16 protein-coding genes, 1 tRNA gene and 1 pseudogene are annotated in these 18203 nt (G+C 57.7%); 5 read left to right on the forward strand and 13 right to left on the reverse strand.

The genetic code is table 11. From position 1 onward, the window contains the following. Positions 1-6: 6 nt before the first annotated feature. From BLT55_RS22990 to BLT55_RS23005, 4 genes and pseudogenes are all read right to left on the reverse strand, one after another. Positions 7-1091: pseudogene (locus BLT55_RS22990) on the reverse strand (type I restriction endonuclease). A 244-nt stretch (positions 1092-1335) separates the two neighbouring features. Further along, positions 1336-1539, reverse strand: a complete 204-nt coding sequence (locus tag BLT55_RS22995) for a hypothetical protein (RefSeq protein ID WP_054998915.1) — start codon at positions 1537-1539, stop codon at positions 1336-1338. Between the two features lie 173 nt (positions 1540-1712). Then, complete coding sequence (locus tag BLT55_RS23000; RefSeq protein ID WP_167359965.1) at positions 1713-3137, reverse strand: IS1182-like element ISPsy6 family transposase; 1425 nt, start codon at positions 3135-3137, stop codon at positions 1713-1715. A 138-nt stretch (positions 3138-3275) separates the two neighbouring features. Then, positions 3276-3351 (reverse strand) — tRNA-Thr (locus tag BLT55_RS23005). A 768-nt stretch (positions 3352-4119) separates the two neighbouring features. Here BLT55_RS23005 and BLT55_RS23015 point away from each other — a divergent pair. Next, entirely contained in the window at positions 4120-5133 is a 1014-nt protein-coding gene (locus BLT55_RS23015; protein ID WP_074800951.1) for a J domain-containing protein, read from the forward strand. Positions 5134-5478: 345 nt separating this feature from the next. On the opposite strand, the gene BLT55_RS23020 is transcribed toward BLT55_RS23015, so the two are convergent. The 6 genes from BLT55_RS23020 to BLT55_RS33560 form a co-directional block, all read right to left on the reverse strand. Then, on the reverse strand, positions 5479-6750 hold the full coding sequence (locus BLT55_RS23020; protein ID WP_055000900.1) for a methyltransferase: 1272 nt from the start codon (positions 6748-6750) through the stop codon (positions 5479-5481). 1 nt (position 6751) lies between these two features. Next, positions 6752-7441, reverse strand: coding sequence for an ABC transporter permease (locus BLT55_RS23025; protein ID WP_055000901.1), 690 nt, complete (start codon positions 7439-7441; stop codon positions 6752-6754). Further along, positions 7438-8133 (reverse strand): ABC transporter permease, encoded by a 696-nt coding sequence (locus BLT55_RS23030; RefSeq protein ID WP_055000902.1) that lies wholly within the window; start codon positions 8131-8133, stop codon positions 7438-7440. The genes BLT55_RS23025 and BLT55_RS23030 overlap by 4 nt, the downstream gene beginning before the upstream one ends. Before the next feature lie 66 nt (positions 8134-8199). Then, entirely contained in the window at positions 8200-8964 is a 765-nt protein-coding gene (locus BLT55_RS23035; RefSeq protein ID WP_055000903.1) for an ABC transporter substrate-binding protein, read from the reverse strand. 117 nt (positions 8965-9081) lie between these two features. Further along, complete coding sequence (locus BLT55_RS23040) at positions 9082-9855, reverse strand: ABC transporter ATP-binding protein (protein ID WP_055000904.1); 774 nt, start codon at positions 9853-9855, stop codon at positions 9082-9084. A gap of 215 nt (positions 9856-10070) precedes the next feature. Then, the gene (locus BLT55_RS33560; RefSeq protein WP_156357545.1) at positions 10071-10460 is read right to left on the reverse strand and encodes a hypothetical protein; all 390 of its coding nucleotides are present in this window, start codon (positions 10458-10460) and stop codon (positions 10071-10073) included. Positions 10461-10520: 60 nt separating this feature from the next. On the opposite strand from BLT55_RS33560, the gene gabP reads away from it, so the two are divergent. Further along, positions 10521-11912 carry a GABA permease gene (gene gabP / locus BLT55_RS23050; RefSeq protein WP_055000906.1) on the forward strand — a complete coding sequence of 464 codons (1392 nt, stop codon included), beginning with the start codon at positions 10521-10523 and terminating at the stop codon, positions 11910-11912. Between the two features lie 66 nt (positions 11913-11978). Here the strand turns inward: gabP and BLT55_RS23055 are convergent, their stop codons facing one another. Next, the gene (locus BLT55_RS23055; RefSeq protein WP_055000907.1) at positions 11979-12908 is read right to left on the reverse strand and encodes a 2-hydroxyacid dehydrogenase; all 930 of its coding nucleotides are present in this window, start codon (positions 12906-12908) and stop codon (positions 11979-11981) included. Between the two features lie 283 nt (positions 12909-13191). Between BLT55_RS23055 and gabT the strand changes: the two genes are divergently transcribed. From gabT to BLT55_RS23070, 3 genes are all read left to right on the forward strand, one after another. Continuing rightward, positions 13192-14496 (forward strand): 4-aminobutyrate--2-oxoglutarate transaminase, encoded by a 1305-nt coding sequence (gabT, locus tag BLT55_RS23060; protein WP_055000908.1) that lies wholly within the window; start codon positions 13192-13194, stop codon positions 14494-14496. 77 nt (positions 14497-14573) lie between these two features. Then, a complete protein-coding gene (locus BLT55_RS23065; RefSeq protein WP_055000909.1) occupies positions 14574-15230 on the forward strand; it encodes an HAD family hydrolase in 657 nt (218 codons plus the stop codon). Between the two features lie 47 nt (positions 15231-15277). After that, entirely contained in the window at positions 15278-15766 is a 489-nt protein-coding gene (locus BLT55_RS23070) for an Lrp/AsnC family transcriptional regulator (protein ID WP_002555947.1), read from the forward strand. Between the two features lie 27 nt (positions 15767-15793). Here BLT55_RS23070 and BLT55_RS23075 read toward each other — a convergent pair whose 3' ends face one another. Beyond that, positions 15794-16252, reverse strand: coding sequence for an REP-associated tyrosine transposase (locus tag BLT55_RS23075; RefSeq protein ID WP_055000910.1), 459 nt, complete (start codon positions 16250-16252; stop codon positions 15794-15796). Positions 16253-16618: 366 nt separating this feature from the next. Beyond that, positions 16619-18202, reverse strand: a complete 1584-nt coding sequence (locus BLT55_RS23080) for an ABC transporter ATP-binding protein (RefSeq protein WP_055000911.1) — start codon at positions 18200-18202, stop codon at positions 16619-16621. Position 18203 lies beyond the last annotated feature (1 nt).

Below are 18203 nucleotides of genomic sequence, written 5' to 3' on the forward strand. Positions count from 1 at the left end.
CTGGCTTTATTGTTCCGCATAGCTCAAGACGGTGTCTTTGAGAACATCGGTAAAGCCATAGATATCATCAAGCGACGCAATCGGATGACGCGTTTCGCCTTTGTCCTTTTCGAAATGCCGATGTATTTCTGGGCGCGGTTGAAATGCAGGCGGGTGATAGGTTTTCTGTTGTTGTCATCCAGAAGAATCCCGAAATAGCTCTGCGTATCACGATGAGCAATACGCTTTGCGTCCACCACAGTCCTGATGATTGATTTAACGATATGAAAGCCTTCCATCTCCTCCATCGTCGTTACGATGCGATCATCTATGGAGTCGGCTTTTTCGGGCTGGGTATTATTTTCGATAATAGTCTCTGCCACTGTCGGTACCGCTACGCCGCTCATGGCCAGTTTCAGCCGGTCATTGACTTGATCGTTCAGGAATTGCGACGTGGCCTTTCTGGTCAGGATGGTGAACTGCTCACGTACTTTCTGCGTGATCGCACCCTCGTAGATACGCGACGCGAAATAACGCACAAAGTCATCGTCCGGCTGACTGAATTGAGCCGCAATGACACGCTTGATCTGCCCCACGTACTTCAACTCGCCAGCGGCATTGAGAATCGACTCAACGTCAAATGACGACTTGGTCAGCTTCTGCAGTTCCGGTATGGCATGGTCATCAATGGCAAGCAAATCCAGTTCAAGGAAGGGCCTTTCGTCCATCTTGTTTGGTGCGTCCAGATCTGTAAAAAACTTGTAGACCCGGCCATTGGTAAGGATCGAAATCCTTGCGGTGGTTACATGGAAATAGCGGAAGAGCTGGCTGGCATGATTGATGTTCAGCGGCTCGCCAATTTTCTTGGTCTCTATAAGGATCTGAATATTGCCGTCTTTGACGATGGCGTAGTCGATCTTCTCGCCTTTCTTGGTTCCTACATCGCAGGTGTATTCCGGGACCACCTCAGATGGATCGAACACGTCGTAACCGAGTACTGTGTGGATAAACGGCATCACCAGAGCCGTCTTGGTCGCTTCTTCAGTATGGATGGACGCGGCTTGCTGGCGGACTTTTGCGGAAAGGGAATTGAGTGCTTCAGGAAAATCCATTTTTACTGCTCCGTGCCGGGCTCGCAAGCCCTCAGTCCTGTCGATAGAGGCGCAACGCTACTACGTTGGGCTGTGAAATAGCTATCGGATTTTGAGAAGTGGTCCGGGATTTCGGAGAAAATCGGAAAGGTCTTACGCGGGAGTCGACGCGGTAAGAGGCTTGCCCTTAACGCACGCTTTGGTTGCCTGATCTGCTTGGCGATTATGTTGATTAAAAAACAATTATGGATGATAGAAAGCTGCGCTATGTACTGGTTTTACGCGCAATCAATAGCGCGTGCAGAGCGGAAGGTTTGGCGGACCATATCCGATATTCATCCCAAGTCATCCCCAGATACTCATGCAACTCCATGTCTGCACCTTCAAGACCCTGATGCCAGTCTGCCACGAACCGGTCTATCTCATCTTCAAACACGTCACCATTAAGGTAGAGCTCGAAAAATCTCATTTCAGCCTCTCTTGCTCAACACCGAGATGCCCTCTCAGCGAGGTTTTTCAGCAAAAACAAAAAAAACCGCCAAAACAGACTGTGTGAAAACACACTGATGAAGGCCCAAGCAAACGCCCCGACTTGTTCGGGGCGTTTTTTTTGTATTGGCAGCAGACGAAAAAAATGTCCGCTCAGCCCATCAAAGCCATCAGATGGCGCACACCGAGCACTTTAATCGCTCGTTTCAGGTTATAGGCATTCACCGCCAAGGCCATTTCAGCTTTTGTACCCTCCAGTTGTCGCAGCAAGAAACGGCCATTACCAAATAGCCATTGCTTGAGGTTGCCGAAGGGGTGCTCAACGATGGATCTTCGGTTGGCCATCATCTCAGGATGCGCCTGCATTCTTTGCTCCATCCGCTCGAAAGCCTCTTCATGGGCATGTCGTGAGACATAACGGCGCCGGGCTCGAGTGCATTGCGTTTTCAGCGCGCAGTTGGCGCAGTCATCGACCTCAGCCTGATAGATCCGATCACCTTTGTTGTGCTGTTTTAGCGTTAACCATTTGCCTGCCGGACACTGGAAACGATCGTGTCCGGTCTCATAGATAAAGTCTTTTCGCTCAAAGAGCTGCTCTTCCTGACTGCCAGGGTTTTTCGAACGATTGGGCGGTACATAGGCCGTAATCGAAGCATCCTCGCAGGCCTGAAACTGCTTGCCATTGGAGTAGCCGGCATCGGCAGTGACCGTCAGATCATCTTGCTGTAACTCTGCTTTGGCGGCCTTGGCCATCGGCTCCAGTTGCTTTCGGTCATCGCCATCTTGGGTGACCTCATGATGCAAAATCAGGCAATGCTCGGCGTCCACGACGGTTTGCACGTTGTAGGCCACACGTGGCCCTTTGGCCGTGCGCATCATTCGGGCATCGCTTTCATGGGTGTTGAACTGCTCGATGCCCATCGAACGCATCAGTGCCTGGCAACTCTGATTATCCTGTTGTCGAGCCTCAAGCTGTGCCAGGGCTACCTTGATTGCGCTGCGATCAATTGAATCTGTGGTTTCAGCCTTGTCGGCCTCATCCAGCTCGGCCAGATACTGAGCGATGCGCTTATCCAGTTTTTCTTCCTGGCGCTTGAGCTGCTTCAAATTCACATGACGCCGTGAGGATGCGACCGCCTGAAACTTGCTGCCGTCGATGGCCACCAACTCACCGGCGATCAAGCCTGCCGTGCGACAAAACCGAACGAAAGCACGGCAGGTCGCGATGAAGGCGGGTTTATTGTTCTTGCGAAAATCGGCGATGGTCTTGAAGTCGGGCTTGAGCCGGTTGATCAGCCACATCACTTCGATGTTGCGCTGACACTCGGCTTCAAGACGTCGCGATGAGCGAATCCGCTGAAAATAGCCGTAGAGGTAGAGTTTTAGCTGATCGGCGGGATCATAAGCAGGGCGCCCCGTGCTTTTTGGAATCGCTTTATCGAAGCCCAGTTGCACCAGATCGAGCCTGGCAACGTACAGGTCAATGACACGAACGAGGTGATCCTCGGGGATCAACTCTTCCAGCGAGACCGGGAATAGGCTGGTCTGGCCGCGGGACTCACCTTGGATGTAGGCCATAACGAAAAATGCTCTGTATCTTTCGATACGGAGCATTTTCTTTGAGCGCTGCGCAGATTGCTAGGTTTTCACACAGTCTGAAAAGGCGGGTTTTTCGGAGATTCCAAAGGCTGCAAAAGCCACCTTTGAAACCTTGTATGGTGCCGGCACCAGGAGTCGAACCCGGGACCTACTGATTACAAGTCAGTTGCTCTACCAACTGAGCTATACCGGCGTAATGGGCTGCGAGTATATAGCTTCTGATGCGCTTGTAAACCCTAGCTGTCTGATTCAGTTGAAAAAAATTGACCGTTGGCGCCCCAGGTGGGATGTGGGCGGGTGGTTGTGCAGGACGTTTCCGTTGGTTTTGGGGGATTGGTCTGTTTGCTGCGTGCGAGTGCTGGGCTTTTGAGTGGTGATTTTGTCTTTTCGAGAGGGAGGCTCAGCATCAAGAGGCAGTGGATTTTTAACCCGTCCGCGCAAACCGCTGCGTTCAGCGCTGGTGGCGATTCGGGGCATCATCAGGACCTGAGCAAGGCAGAGCGTTTTTGTGCGGTTGCGCAGGGTCGGGGCTTTCCCTAGGCTTGTTCTCAACGGCCCGGCTACTGAGTCAGCAGCACAGGTCGTTAGCTTTTCAGCCAAGTAGATAAGGGACTATCTCATGAGTGGCACGATGGATCGTAACCGGGCTTTCGGGTGTTGTATGCCGCAGGCTGGTCATTCACTGAAGAGTGTGTTGACGTAAATTTGTATCGCGTCTGGCCCTCAGGGCTTTGCGCAAGGTGGGGCTGAAGATTGCTGTCTGAATCGCATGAATGTGCGTCTGGACGCTCACGAAAGCTTCATCGACGTTTAAATAAATGCCCGAATCCTGTGGATTCGGGCATTTTCTTGTGCGCTGGTTCCGGTTTTTCGGTTTGCGTGGCATTCGCATTGGAGTTCGGTGTTTCATGGCCGATACAGGTGTATCAAAAATGGCAGTCGGCCATGGACAGCAAGTGCAATGCAGAGAACACCCACGCATTACGAGCTGCTGAGTGTTGCTCGCGATGCCTCTCCTGAGCAGATCAAGAAGGCTTATCGCAAGCTGGCGCAGAAGCTGCACCCGGACAGGAATTCCGATCCTTACGCCTCGGAGATGATGGGCGTCGTCAATGCATCTCATGATGTGCTGGCGGATGCCGGACGGCGTGCGGCTTATGACGCGCTACTTGCTGCCGACGAGAATAAAGCGCGTGTGGAAGCGGCTCGTCGCAGACAGGCGCAGGCCGCAAAAGGGCAGAAGGTGCATGTTTATGGTTCGGCAGTGGCTCAGACTCCCGCAGCGCCTCAACGTACCGCTCAGCCTGGAGCGGCCGCCAGCGCTTCGTCATCCCCTCGATCACCGTCCAGTGACAAGCGGCGCCGCAGTGCGTGGCGCTGGGCGCTGCTGTTCGTGGTTTTCTGCGCGGGCGGGGCGTGGATGGGGTACGACCCTGGGGCTGGCAAGTCGTTTGTACCGGCCGAACCGCTCTCGGTCGCACAGACGCGGGTCAAGCCTGTGCCTGTGGTTCCGGTTGAGGAGCCTGTGGCCAGCCCCGTAAAGCCGGTTGATCCGGCGGCGTCCGAGTGCGGGGTGCCAGCGCTGGACCCGCTGGGCGCACCCTGGGCTGATAAGCCGGGTTATGTGAAGGATCTGCCGCTGCTCAAAGACAGCGGCTGGTCGCAGATCACGGTGGATAACACGGCGGGTGAGTCAGCCGTGTATGCCAAAGTCACGGATGCGGTGGGGCGCAAGGACTTTCGGCATGCGTATGTTCCGGCCGGGGCGACGTTTACGTTCAGCAAGATGAATCCCGGGCTGTATCTGCTCAAGTACAAGATGCTGAACACCGGCTGCGCTTTTGCGTCGGGGCGTATTTTGCTCGAGGAGACGCCGATGGGCAGTCAGATCAAGTCCAGCGCCTACAAGCTGACATTGCGCAAGCTGGCGAATCGCAGTGTGCCGTTTTCCCGGTTGAAAGATGATCAGTTTTAAAGGCGTAACAATGCAGCATCCATGGGTTCACCTGCCTGCACACTCTTTGAAATCCAACGCCAAAACCGCTTCGCACAGTGTGCGTTGTGCGCACGATTCGGGCGCGGAAAACGCCCGTGCCAGAGCCTTTACCAAATCTTTATGCACAATTGCACTATAAAGATTTGCGCGCGTGACCAGATATGTGCAGTTGGATCGAGTCAAGCGCAAACCACTGTTTTTGCGGGTTAACGGAAGGTTGGCGGGAAAAAATAAGTGGCTTCAGTAACTGGCGCGCCAAGCTTTAACGCACTCATCCACATTTTCATCAACAGACTTATCCACAGGTTGCTCAAGCGTTTTACATCACGCTTTTCGGGCCATAATCAGCAGGTTGCGAGGGGTAAGCTGGCTGTCACAGAAAGTGCCAACGCGAACGCTATAGCCCTGCTCTCGCACATACATCGCGCGATCCAGCACCAGCCAGACTTCCAGTGGGCGTCGAAACAGGTTTCGCAGCAGTTCCAGGTTGCGCACTTCGGCCAGTCGTTGCCAGCCGCTGGCCTCCCATTGCGCCCAGTCCTGCTTGCCCGGTGCCGGCAGGTTTTTCAGATTCGCCAGATGAGCGCAATAGTCGGCGTAGGGCGCGTCCAGCCATGACGTCGGGAGTGAAGGCGTGGGCAGATAATCATCAATGCCACGCAGACTGCGCTGTAGCAGGTCGAAGCCCAGGCGGCGCGCCATCGAGGTGTCACGTTGACGGCGCACGCGGGCGCCTGCCGTCACGGCTTCGCTCAGCGGCAGGCCAAGCTCGTCTCGCGACAGCTTCAGCCCCGAGGCCTTGCCTTCGCTGGACAGCGGCTGATAGATGTCGTGCCGGGTGCGGTTGTAACAGCACGGCGCGATTGCAATGTGCTGGCAGCCGGTCTGGCTGGCCAGTTCCATCAACTGAATGTGCAGATCGCCGCAGGCATGCAGCGCGACTGGCGTGTGATGCGCATGCAGACAGCGCCAGGCGTCATCGGCCATCACGTCCTGTCGCACATGCTTCGCGTCGATGCCTTGTCGGGCACTCAGGGTCAGGCCCGCTTCGATCAGCCCAGGGTCTTGCTCAAGGCAGGTGAGGCTCTGGTCGTTTGCGGTCAGACGACGCCCCAGGTGACCTTTGCCTGCGCACCAGTCCAGCCAGTGAGTCGTGCTGTCGCGCATGTCGAGATGGCTGGCGAACGCTTCGATCTGCTGCCATTTACGGCCAGGCACATCGACGCTCATTCGCATATCGACGGGCTCGAGAGGTGTAACAGGCAGCTCAGCGAGACGGCTCAACGCAACCGCTTCGGCAGCCAGTTGGGTGAAGGGGAAAGGCGCGTCGAGCTGTTCCGGGTGATTGTGTACTGCTTCGGCCTGCTCCAGCATGCGATGTCGCAGCCAGTTCGCCAGTTCCGGGTATTTGTCTTCCCATGGCAGGCGCAAGTGCGTGAATGGTTTCGGCCGCCACAAGGCCTGATGCGCGAACAGAAAGCTGTCCAGCGCACCGAAGTGGCTGCCAAGATGTTCATCCTGCAAGTATGGATCTGCGGGCATATCGGTGGTTTCGCGTGACGAGGTGCTGGCGGGGTTGATGCCAGCACCCTTCATATCAGCGTCCCTGACTTGCGTCTACGCGCAATAGCTTTTCCAGCAGACGGAAACCCTGGACCAGCACGAACGTCATGAGAAGGTAGAACATGCCCGCCGCAAAGAAGATTTCCACCGGCAGGTAGGTGCGAGCGATGATCGTGCGCGCCATGCCGGTCAGTTCCAGCAGTGTCACGGTGCTGGCCAGGGCGCTGGCCTTGAGCATCAGGATTACTTCGTTGCTGTAGGCGGGCAGGCCGATGCGCGCGGCACGCGGCAGGACGATGTAAAACAGCGCTTTCCACTTTGAAATGCCCAACGCCCGCGCCGCCTCGACTTCACCCACCGGCACGGCCTGAATCGCGCCGCGCAGGATTTCTGCGATGTAGGCGGCGGTGTGCAGGGTCATGGTGATCACCGCACGCCAGAACGGGTCGCGCAGATACGGCCACAGTGGCCCCTGACGCACTGCATCGAACTGCGCCAGGCCGTAATAGACCAGAAACAGTTGCACCAGCAATGGCGTGCCGCGAAAGAAGAAAATGTAGGCGTACGGCAGGGCGCGCACCGGCCAGTGCCGGGATGCGCGAGCGATGCCCATCGGGATGGCAAGGATCAGCCCGGCGATGACAGCGATGGCCACCAGCTCCAGAGTCAGAGTCGCGCCCTGCGCCAGTCGCGGCAGCCACTTGATTATCACTTCCCAGTTCATGACGCGCTCCGCAGAAAGCCGCGACCGGCGCGTTTTTCGAGGAAGTACATGCCGATCATGGCCAGTACCGTCAGGCCCAGGTACATGATGGCGGCGACCATATAGAACGTGAACGCCTCTTTGGTGAAGCTGACGGCAATCTGCGCGTGCCGCATGATTTCTTCCAGGCCAATCACCGAGACCAGCGCGGTGTCCTTCATCAGGATCATGAACAGGTTGCCCAGACCAGGCAGGGCGATACGCCACATCTGCGGCAGGACCAGTTTGAACAGGATGCGCGAGCGCGACATGCCCAGTGCCAGTCCGGCTTCGCGATGGCCTTTGGGAATGGCGAGGATCGCACCGCGAAACACTTCGGTGGCGTATGCGCCAAAGCACAGTCCCAGAGCGATAACCCCGGCAGCGAAGGCGCTCAATGCCAGATCGGGGATGCCGAACAGCTCACCCAGCGCACGCATGCCGTTGACGGTGCCGAAGTAAATCAGTAGCACCCAAAGCAGTTCGGGAATGCCGCGTACCAGCGTCGAATAAATACCGCCCAGCCATTGCAGCGGCTTGTAGGGCGAGGTCTTGGCCAAAGCGCCGAGCAGTCCGAGTATCAGACCCAGGCACAGCGCCGAGAGTGCAAGCTGGACAGTCATCAGCGCGCCAGCCGCAAGGGCCGGGCCGAATCCGAGGAGATCAATGTTCATGGGCAGGCTTTGTCAGGACCGGTCGCCGCGCTTCAGCGGGAAGCGGCGGCGACCCTGTCAGGTGAATCAGAGAATGCTGAAAGGGAAATACTTATCGTTGATTTTCTTGTAGGTGCCGTCAGCGATGATTTCTTTCAGGGCAACGTTCAGACGCTCGCGCAGCTCGTCACTGCCTTTGCGCACGGCGATACCAATCTTGTCGTTCTGCACGACAGGCTCGCCCTTGAACTCGAAGTTCTGGCCCGCCTCGCTTTTCAGCCACTCGTAGCTGACGTATTTGTCGGCCAGCATGACGTCGACGCGACCGGACAACAGGTCGAGGAACGCGTTTTCCTGAGTGTCATAGAGCTTGGCGTCCATGATCTCGAGCTTGTCTTCCAGCCAGGTGGCGGCCAGTGTCGAGCGCTGTGCGCCCACTGATTTGCCGGCCAGGCTTTCCTTGGCTTTTTCAATCGACGAAACATCAATGGAGGATGTCTTCGGCGCCAGAAACTGCAGCTTGTTCGAGTAGTACGGGTCGGTGAAATCAACCACCTGCTTGCGCTCTTCGGTGATCGACAGCGACGAGATCAGGAAGTCGAACTTCTGCGCGTTGAGCGCCGGAATGATGCCATCCCAGTCGGACGTCACCACTTCGCACTCGACCTTCATCTTGGCGCACAGGGCATCGCCGATCTCGCGATCAAAGCCGACGACCTGCCCACTCGCGTCCTTGTTATTGAACGGCGGATAGGCGCCTTCAATGCCCATTCTCATTTTTTCGGCAAAGGCACTGCTGCTGAACGCCAGAGTGGCTGCGGCAATCAGCAAGATCTTTTTATACATCTGCATGGGGTGTAGCTCCGTTAGGGAGGCGCTGATTTATTCGATTTTTCGTCCCTGCAACGCTCTGGAGGCCTTGATTTATCTGGGGGCAACAGCTGGGTTTTAGAATAAATCAGCGTCTCCTTAGCAGTGACTCGACATGAATTGTTTGCAGCGTGCCGACAGCGGGTTTTCAAACACTTGCTGCGGCGTGCCCTGTTCTTCGACCATTCCCTGATGCAAAAACACCACTTCACTTGATACCTGACGTGCAAAATTCATTTCGTGAGTCACCAGCAGCATGGTTCGGCCTTCTTCGGCCAGGGCGCGAATGACACCGAGCACTTCCTGGACCATCTCCGGGTCGAGTGCCGAGGTTGGCTCGTCGAACAGAATGACCTTCGGCTGCATGGCCAGCGTGCGCGCAATGGCGGCGCGTTGCTGCTGACCACCCGACAACTGCGCCGGGTAAGCGTGACGCTTGTCCGCGATACCGACTTTGGCCAGCAGTGCTTCGGCCACTTCAACGGCTTCAGCCTTGCTCTGGCCAAGCACGCGACGCGGCGCTTCGATGATGTTATCGAGCACGCTCATGTGCGGCCACAGGTTGAAGTTCTGAAACACGAAGCCGATTTCGCTGCGCAGGCGATTGATCTGCCGGTGATCGGCGGCAATCAGTTCACCGTTGCGCGCAGCCTTGAGTTTCAGCTCTTCGCCGGCCACCAGAATCTGACCCTGATGCGGGTTCTCGAGCAGGTTGATGCAGCGCAGCAATGTGGACTTGCCGGAACCGGATGAGCCAAGAATCGAAATGACATCACCATCACGAGCGGTCAACGAGATGCCTTTGAGCACCTCAAGCTGATCGTAACGCTTGTGCAGGTTGCGGATTTCCAGGGCGGGCGTGGCCTCGGCCATGTGGGGTCCTCATTAAGGTGTGCGCTTATTGCCGGCGAACGCCAAGCTAGGCTCTGCACGTAAAGTGGCTACGCTCGGTGATGCTGCGTTAAAAACAGGCTCGGAATGCTCATTTACAACACGTAGACTCCGCTTCCTCGCCTGTTTTTGCCTTGCCTGACCTTCGCTCGCCGACTTTTCGTACAGAACCTAGCACAGCGTTTGAAGGACAACCATCAGCGTCTTTCGCCCGAGGGGAACGTGTTCGGCGGGTTGTCGCATCTCGGCAGCGGACGGTCGCAAAAAGGCAGATTTGGTGCCCGGCTCAACAGGGTGTGCGCGAAAAAGGCGCGATGTTGCCAGCTTTGGCCGGGTGTTGGAAGCAGCTTTTGCTCAACGGCAGTCTGATCGCTGCACCATGTTTGAGCCTGGCAAGTCGGGTGGGGCATTTTTGGTGCGTGGATGTAGACGAATCTGAGGCGTTCGGTAACAAATCCTACAGGCAGTGCTTGAACATCTTCATTGCGCAGGCTGCGCAGACCAAGCCACAGCGCTTGTATTCTCTGAGCGACGTCGTTTTTGAAATATTTTGGCGCAATTCTTGTTAAAAAAATAAAGAACGGCACCGTAGGTTTCTCTTTACGTAACGCTCCGGTGTGTCTCGCTCGTCTTGCACAGGTGGTTTTATGAGCAGTACCGCTAACTCTTCCGAGCTCGAACAAGGGCTGAAACCTCGACACATCACGATGCTGTCGATTGCCGGCGTGATTGGCGCCGGTTTGTTCGTCGGCTCAGGCCACGCGATTGCCGAAGCCGGGCCTGCCGTGCTGCTGGCCTACGCTGCGGCCGGTACGCTGGTCGTGCTGGTGATGCGCATGCTGGCGGAAATGGCCGTGGCCTCACCGGATACCGGTTCGTTTTCGACTTACGCTGACCGGGCCATCGGGCATTGGGCCGGGTTCACCATCGGCTGGTTGTACTGGTGGTTCTGGGTGTTGGTGATTCCTCTGGAAGCCAACGCTGCCGCGACCATTCTGCATGCCTGGTTCCCGGACATCGCGATCTGGATGTTCACGCTGGTCATCACTCTGGTGCTGACCGCGACCAATCTGTTCAGCGTGAAGAACTACGGTGAATTCGAGTTCTGGTTCGCGCTGATCAAGGTGGTGGCGATCATCGCCTTCGTGGTGCTGGGTGTAGCGGCCATTTTTGGTCTGCTGCCGACCAGTAATGTCAGCGGCGTCAGCCATCTGTTCGATACCGGCGGCTTCCTGCCCAACGGCATGGGCGCAGTGCTGGCGGCAATGCTGACCACCATGTTCTCGTTCATGGGCACCGAGATCGTGACCATTGCGGCGGCCGAGTCCAAGAATCCAGGCAAGCAGATCACCAAAGCCACCAACTCGGTGATCTGGCGGATCTTCCTGTTTTATCTGGTTTCGATCTTCATCGTCGTGTCGCTGGTGCCGTGGAACGATCCGCGTCTGGCCGAGGTGGGTTCTTATCAGACGGTGCTCGATGCAATGGGCATTCCGAACGCCAAGCTGATTGTCGATCTGGTAGTGTTGGTCGCGGTGACCAGTTGCCTGAACTCGGCACTGTATACCGCGTCGCGCATGCTGTTTTCGCTCGGCAAACGCGGCGATGCGCCGGCGTTGTCCAAACGCACCAGCAAGGGCGGCACGCCTTACTGGGCGGTGATCATGTCGACTGCAGCGGCATTCCTGACCGTATTCGCCAACTACATCGCACCGGCGGCGGTGTTCGATTTCCTGCTCGCCAGCTCGGGTGCCATTGCGCTGCTGGTGTATCTGGTGATTGCCGTTTCGCAGTTGCGTATGCGTCAGAAACGTATCGCGGCGGGTGAGGCCATCGACTTCAAGATGTGGCTGTTCCCATGGCTGACCTGGGCGGTGATCGTGTTCATCGTGGCGGTACTGACCATCATGTTGATTCAGCAAGAGCACCGTATCGAAATCATCGCAACCGGCGGGCTCAGCCTGTTGGTGATCGGTGCCGGTATGATCGTCTCGCGCCGCCGCAATGCCGGGCGTGTGGGTGCTGCTGCGCTGGGTTGATTGGTTGATCTGCTGCCTGCTCGTTCCCTGTATCGGCGCGATCAGGCAGCACTGTTTCAGCGACCCTCAATAACCTTGCCCGCGGTCGACCTGGCCCTGCATCGCTTCGCCGCGTTCGAAACGACGGATGTTGTCGAGCAGGCCGGGGAACGCGCTTTCCGGCTGAGTCATGGCGGCCACGTGCGGGGTCAGCAGGATCTTCGGGTGCTTCCAGAAAGGATGCTCGGCGGACGCTGGCTCTTGCTGCAACACATCCAGCACGGCGGCGCTCAGCTGGCCGCTGTCCAGCGCTTCAAGCAGATCGACTTCTACCAGATGCCCGCCACGGCCCATGTTGATGAGTGCCGCACCTTTCGGCAGGCGCTCGAACAGATGACGATTGAGAATGCCCTCGGTCTGTCCGGTCAATGGCAGTACGCACAGCAGAATGTCGCACTGGCCCAGAAACGCATCCCGTTGCTCATCCCCCGCGTAACACGCGACACCGTCGATCTGATGCTCGCGGCGTGCCCAGCCCGACAGCTCGAAACCGAACGGCTTGAGGCTCGACAGAATATGCTGCGCCTGCAAACCCAGGCCCATTACACCCACCCGCCGCTTGTGCGCCGGTATCAGCGGGTGCGCCTTCCACACGCCTTCATTTTGCTGCTGGCGATAACGCAGCATCTCCCGGTGCAGGCTCAACACGGCGAATGACGCGTACTCGCACATGCCGTGACTGATGCCGGGGTCCAGCAGCCGAACCACCGGCAGGGATTTCGGAATACGGCTCAAGTCCAGTTGATCGACCCCGGCCGACAGGGCGAACAGCACTTTCAGGTTGGGCAGCAACGTCTGCACATCGTCCGGTGCCAGCCAGGCGCCCAGATAATGGATGTCGGCCGGATCTCCGATGTCCGGCCACACCCGCCATTCAATGTCAGGCGCGTGCTCGGCAAACAGAACACGCCATCGTTCGGCGCGTGCGGGGTCGGCTTTGTAGAGCAGGGCGGGCATGGGCATTTCCTGAGCGTGAAAGTGGGCCTTCATCATGCCGCAAGTCGAAAGCAGGATCTGTCGAAACAGTTGTCGACAGGGCTTTGCAACGCCTGAAAAGCAGCGTTGTCCGGCAGATTGCGTGGCGCTTCGAGGGTCTGAAGGATTCTGCCGTTTGATGGGCAAAAAACAGTCGATCTGGACATCTGGAGGGGCAAGTTCGGCGTAGATCATTTCGCTGAACGCTTAACCTGAACAGCATCGCAGCCACCCGCCGGCTGCCCGGCCCACGATAGGTATAGCCATGAACAGCAAAGTCGACGAAACCCCTCATCTGCTCCGCCAGCGCGACCAGTTCGTGCCGCGTGGCATCGTCACGGCCCACCCGCTGGTTATCGACCGCGCGCAAGGCTCTGAACTGTGGGACGTCGACGGCAAGCGCTATCCGGATTTCGTCGGCGGCATCGGCGTGCTGAACATCGGCCACAACCACCCGAACGTGGTCGCGGCGATTCAGGCGCAGCTTGCTAAAGTCACCCACGCCTGCTTCCAGGTCGCGTCTTATCAGCCGTATGTCGATCTGGCCAGGCGTCTGAGCCTGCTGATCGCGGGGCAGAGCGGCATCGATCACAAGGCAGTGTTCTTTACCTCCGGTGCCGAAGCGGTGGAAAACGCGGTGAAAATTGCCCGCGCTCACACCAATCGCCCGGCGATCATCTCGTTTCGCGGCGGCTTCCACGGTCGTACGCTGCTTGGCACAACGCTGACCGGCATGAGCCAGCCGTACAAACAGAATTTCGGCCCGATGGCGCCGGAAGTGTTCCACACCCCGTATCCGAACGAGTACCGCGGCGTGACCACTGAAGTGGCTCTGGCGGCGCTGCATGAATTGCTGGCAACCCAGGTTGCACCGGACCGTGTGGCTGCGATCCTGATCGAGCCGATCCAGGGTGACGGCGGCTTTCTGACTGCGCCAGTCGAATTCCTCAAGGCCTTGCGCGCGCTCACCGAGCAGCATGGCATCGTGCTGATTCTCGATGAAATCCAGACCGGTTTCGGTCGTACCGGCAAATGGTTCGGTTTCGAGCATGCCGGCATCCAGCCTGACCTGGTGACCGTCGCCAAGATCCTTGCGGGCGGCATGCCGCTGTCGGGCGTGGTCGGGCGAGCCGAGATCATGGATGCACCGCTTCCGGGCGGCCTGGGCGGCACCTATGGCGGCAATGCGCTGTCCTGCGCCGCGGCGCTGGCGGTGATCGACACGTACGAGCAGGACAATCTGCTGGCGCGTGGCGAACAGTTGGGCGAACACCTGCGTGCCGGGCTGCTCAAACTCAAAGCGCGTTACGCCTGCATCGGCGACGTGCGCGGCACCGGTTTCATGCTGGCCATGGAAATGGTCAAGGACGACGCAGCCCGCAGCCCGGACGCCGATCTCAATCAGAAGGTCATCGATCAGGCGCGTATCGGCGGCCTGCTGGTGATCAAATGCGGCGTGTACCGCAACGTGCTGCGCTTCCTGGCACCGCTGGTGACCACCGAACAGCAGATCGACGAGGCGCTGACCATCCTCGATGCCGCCCTGGCACGAGTATTGAAGTCCAGCTGAGCATAAGGGGGATCGCGGTTGTCGCCTGACGCCGCGATCACCGGTGCTGGTATCACGTAATGGAGACGTTGCCTGCCATGGGGCTTATTGATTACCGCGCACTGCTGATCGATTGTGATGAAGTTCTGGTGGATCGTGATTCGGGCATCTGGTCGGCCTTTCAGCCGTTGCTGGATAACAGCCTGAACACGCCCGGCAAGGATCAGATACTGACTGAGTTCAACGATGTCATCCGCACGCTGTATCCGCGTTTTGACGAGCTGGGTTTCAGCGGGTTGCTGTGCTTTGCGCATCGGCAGCTGGCCGAACGTCTGGGTATCAAGGCGAGTTGGGGGGAGGGCATGACCTTCGCCCGCTCGGTGCCGAACTGGACGCTGTTCGAGGACGCACCGGGCGCGATGCTCTATCTGCGCAAATTCTATCGGCTGCTGGTGTACGCCGACCGCGACGTGCAGGATCGCAGCCTGCTCTGCGAGCGATTGGGCCTCGAACCTGACAGCCTGCTGTCGCTGACCACGCACCCGCTGGACGATCCACGCTGGCTTGCCGAGATGGACCTGGACCCGCGCGAAACCCTGCGGGTCTCCCGTCCTCCGGCCTCGGCGCTGGCGACCGGCGGGCTGTGCCTGATCCGTCGTGGCCGTGAACAGCACCGCCAACCCTGCACGGCCGATATCTGCATCAACAGCATGGCCGATCTCGTGGCTCAGCATCAGCTGTCTTTACGGCGCTGATTTTGCTAGAAGGTAGGCACCGTGAATGGCAATACATGAGGTAGGTAATGGAAGGCTTGGTCAAACTGGATCGGATTGATATCAATATCCTGGTAGAACTCCAGAAAGACGGGCGCATGACCAACGTCAGCCTGGCCGACGCGGTCGGGCTCTCCGCGAGCCCTTGCCTGCAACGCGTCAAACGTCTGGAGTCGGCGGGCTACATCTCCAGCTACAAAGCGCACCTCAACCTCGCAAAAATCACGGAGTCGGTCACCGTGTTCACGGAAATTTCCCTGAGCGACCACAAGCGCGAAGACTTCGCCAAATTCGAAGCCAATATTCGCCATGTGGACGAAGTGCTGGAATGCCATTTGATCAGTGGTGGCTACGATTACCTGGTGCGCTTTATGACCCGCAGCATTCAGCACTACCAGGAAGTCATCGAAGAACTGCTCGACAAGAACATAGGCATCTCCAAGTACTTCAGCTACATCGTCATCAAATCCCCGGTCATGAAAGACGGCGTGCCGCTGCGCAAGTTGTTGCGGCATTGATACCGCGTAAAGTGTGGGTGCGGGGATTCACATCCAGATCGCGTCCCACAAGGGATAATCCCCTATCTTCTTCACCAGCCCTGCGCGCAGCGGATTTGCGACGATATAGCGAGCCAGACCGACCATGTTCTGCTCGCTGCGTACAGCCTGGTCGTGATACCCGGACTGCCATAGCGTTTCATGACAGGCTCTGATTTTCCCGATGGCTATCGAACTGCGTGCTTTGATCTGTCGCATCAGCATGGGCAGGTCATTCTTTTTGAGCTCAAGAAGCCAGTGGACGTGGTCAGGCATTACGACCCAGGCAAGCGATTTGACCAGTCCCTGCTCTTCGCATCGTCTCAGCTCTTGAACCAGCAAGCGCCCGAGTCGAACATCGGCGAATACCGGTTCGCGTCCTAGTGTGACTGACGTCACCATATATATCTGGCCTATTACAGAATATCGGCCTGTGCGCAAACGTCGTGACGCAGAGTAAACATGCATTCCCTTGCTCCTGAAGTCAGTTCAACGTCGAACTTTAGCGCTTGGTATCCGGGGCAACGGAGGAATGCTTTACAGCATGTAATTTCAATGATGCATTCGGTGTTTGATAGTCAGCCTTCGTGGACAAGTCCACTACAGTTGCATAGGTGCATAGGTGCATAGGTGCATAGGTGCATAGGTGCATAGGTGCGTGGGAGCGGACTTGTCCGCGAAGGCGTCAGGCCTGCCATCACCTGATGTGCGGCATAACGCAAATAGTGTATTTCTGAATGTATGCTTGGGCGTGTTTCTTCAATGATGTATTGGGTGGTTGAAAGTCAGCCTTCGTGGACAAGTCCACTCCTACAGTGATCTTTGTGTACAGGCTCATGCAAACACCAGCCCCGACGAGCGCAGCAGTTCTTGGGTGTAGGCCTGCTGCGGTGCGGCGAAGATTTTGCGGGATGGGCCTTGTTCGACCACTTTGCCGTCCTTGATCACGATCAGGTCATGGGCCAGCGCATGCACCACCGCCAGGTCGTGGCTGATGAACAGGTAGGTCAGGCCATGGCGGATTTGCAGGTCGCGCAGCAGCGCAACGATTTGCTTCTGCACGGTGCGGTCGAGGGCGGATGTCGGTTCGTCCAGCAGGATCAAATCCGGTTCAAGCACCAGCGCGCGGGCGATGGAAATGCGCTGGCGCTGGCCACCGGAAAACTCATGCGGGTAACGGTGCCGGGTCGCCGGGTCGAGCCCTACTTCCTGCAGCACCCGAATAACTGTCTGTTCACGCTCTTTCGGTGTGCCGATGTTATGCGTCACCAGCCCTTCGGCGATGATCTGTTCCACGGTCATACGCGGGCTCAGGCTGCCGAAGGGGTCCTGAAACACCACCTGCAACTGGCGACGCAGCGGACGCATCAAGTGCTGGCTGTGCAAACTCAGTTCCTTGGTACCGAAGCGGATGCTGCCCTCTGAATCCACCAGCCGCAAAATCGCCTGGCCCAGCGTCGATTTGCCCGAGCCGGACTCCCCGACAATGCCCAGCGTCTTGCCCTTGAGCAGCTCGAAACTCACCCCGTCTACCGCCTTCACATACTGCGGCTCGCGCTTGAACCAGGCTTTGCCCAGCGGGAACCAGACCTTCAGGTCCTGCACGGACAACAGCGTATTGCTGTGCGTGGACGGTACCGGTTCGCCATCAGGTTCTGCGTTGATCAGCAGACGGCTATACTGATGCTGCGGGCTGTCGAACAGCGCCTGACAATCGGCCTGCTCGACGATCTCGCCCTCACGCATCACACAGACCCGCTGAGCAATGCGTCGCACCAGATTGAGGTCATGACTGATCAACAGCAGCGACATATTCAGCCGCTGTTGCAGCGATTTGAGCAGTTCGAGAATCTTCACCTGCACCGTCACATCCAGCGCCGTGGTCGGCTCGTCGGCGATCAGCAGGTCAGGCTCGTTGGCCAGCGCCATGGCGATCATGACGCGCTGCCGTTGCCCGCCCGACAGTTGATGCGGATAAGCCTTGAGTCGCGACAGCGGATCACGAATGCCGACCAGTTCCAGCAGCTCCAGCGTTCTGCTCAGCGCCGCCTTGCCCTTCAGGCCCTTGTGGGTGACGAGGATTTCGCCAATCTGCTTTTCGACCGTGTGCAGCGGGTTCAGCGAACTCATGGGCTCCTGAAAAATCATCGCCACCCGATTGCCCCGCAGGCTGCGCAATTGCTTGTCGCTGGCCGTGACCAGGTCCAGCCCGTCGTAGCGAATCGAGCCTTGCGTGCTGACAGTTTTTGCCGGCAGCAAACGCAGGATCGAATGCGCGGTGACGGACTTGCCGGAGCCGGATTCACCGACCAGCGCCAGGCATTCGCCCCGACGGATATCGAGGCTGACGCCATGCACCACTTCGTGGCCATTGAAGGCGACCCGCAGGTCGCGAATTTCAATCAGATTGTCTTGCATG

Source organism: Pseudomonas cannabina (assembly GCF_900100365.1).
GTDB lineage: Bacteria > Pseudomonadota > Gammaproteobacteria > Pseudomonadales > Pseudomonadaceae > Aquipseudomonas > Aquipseudomonas cannabina.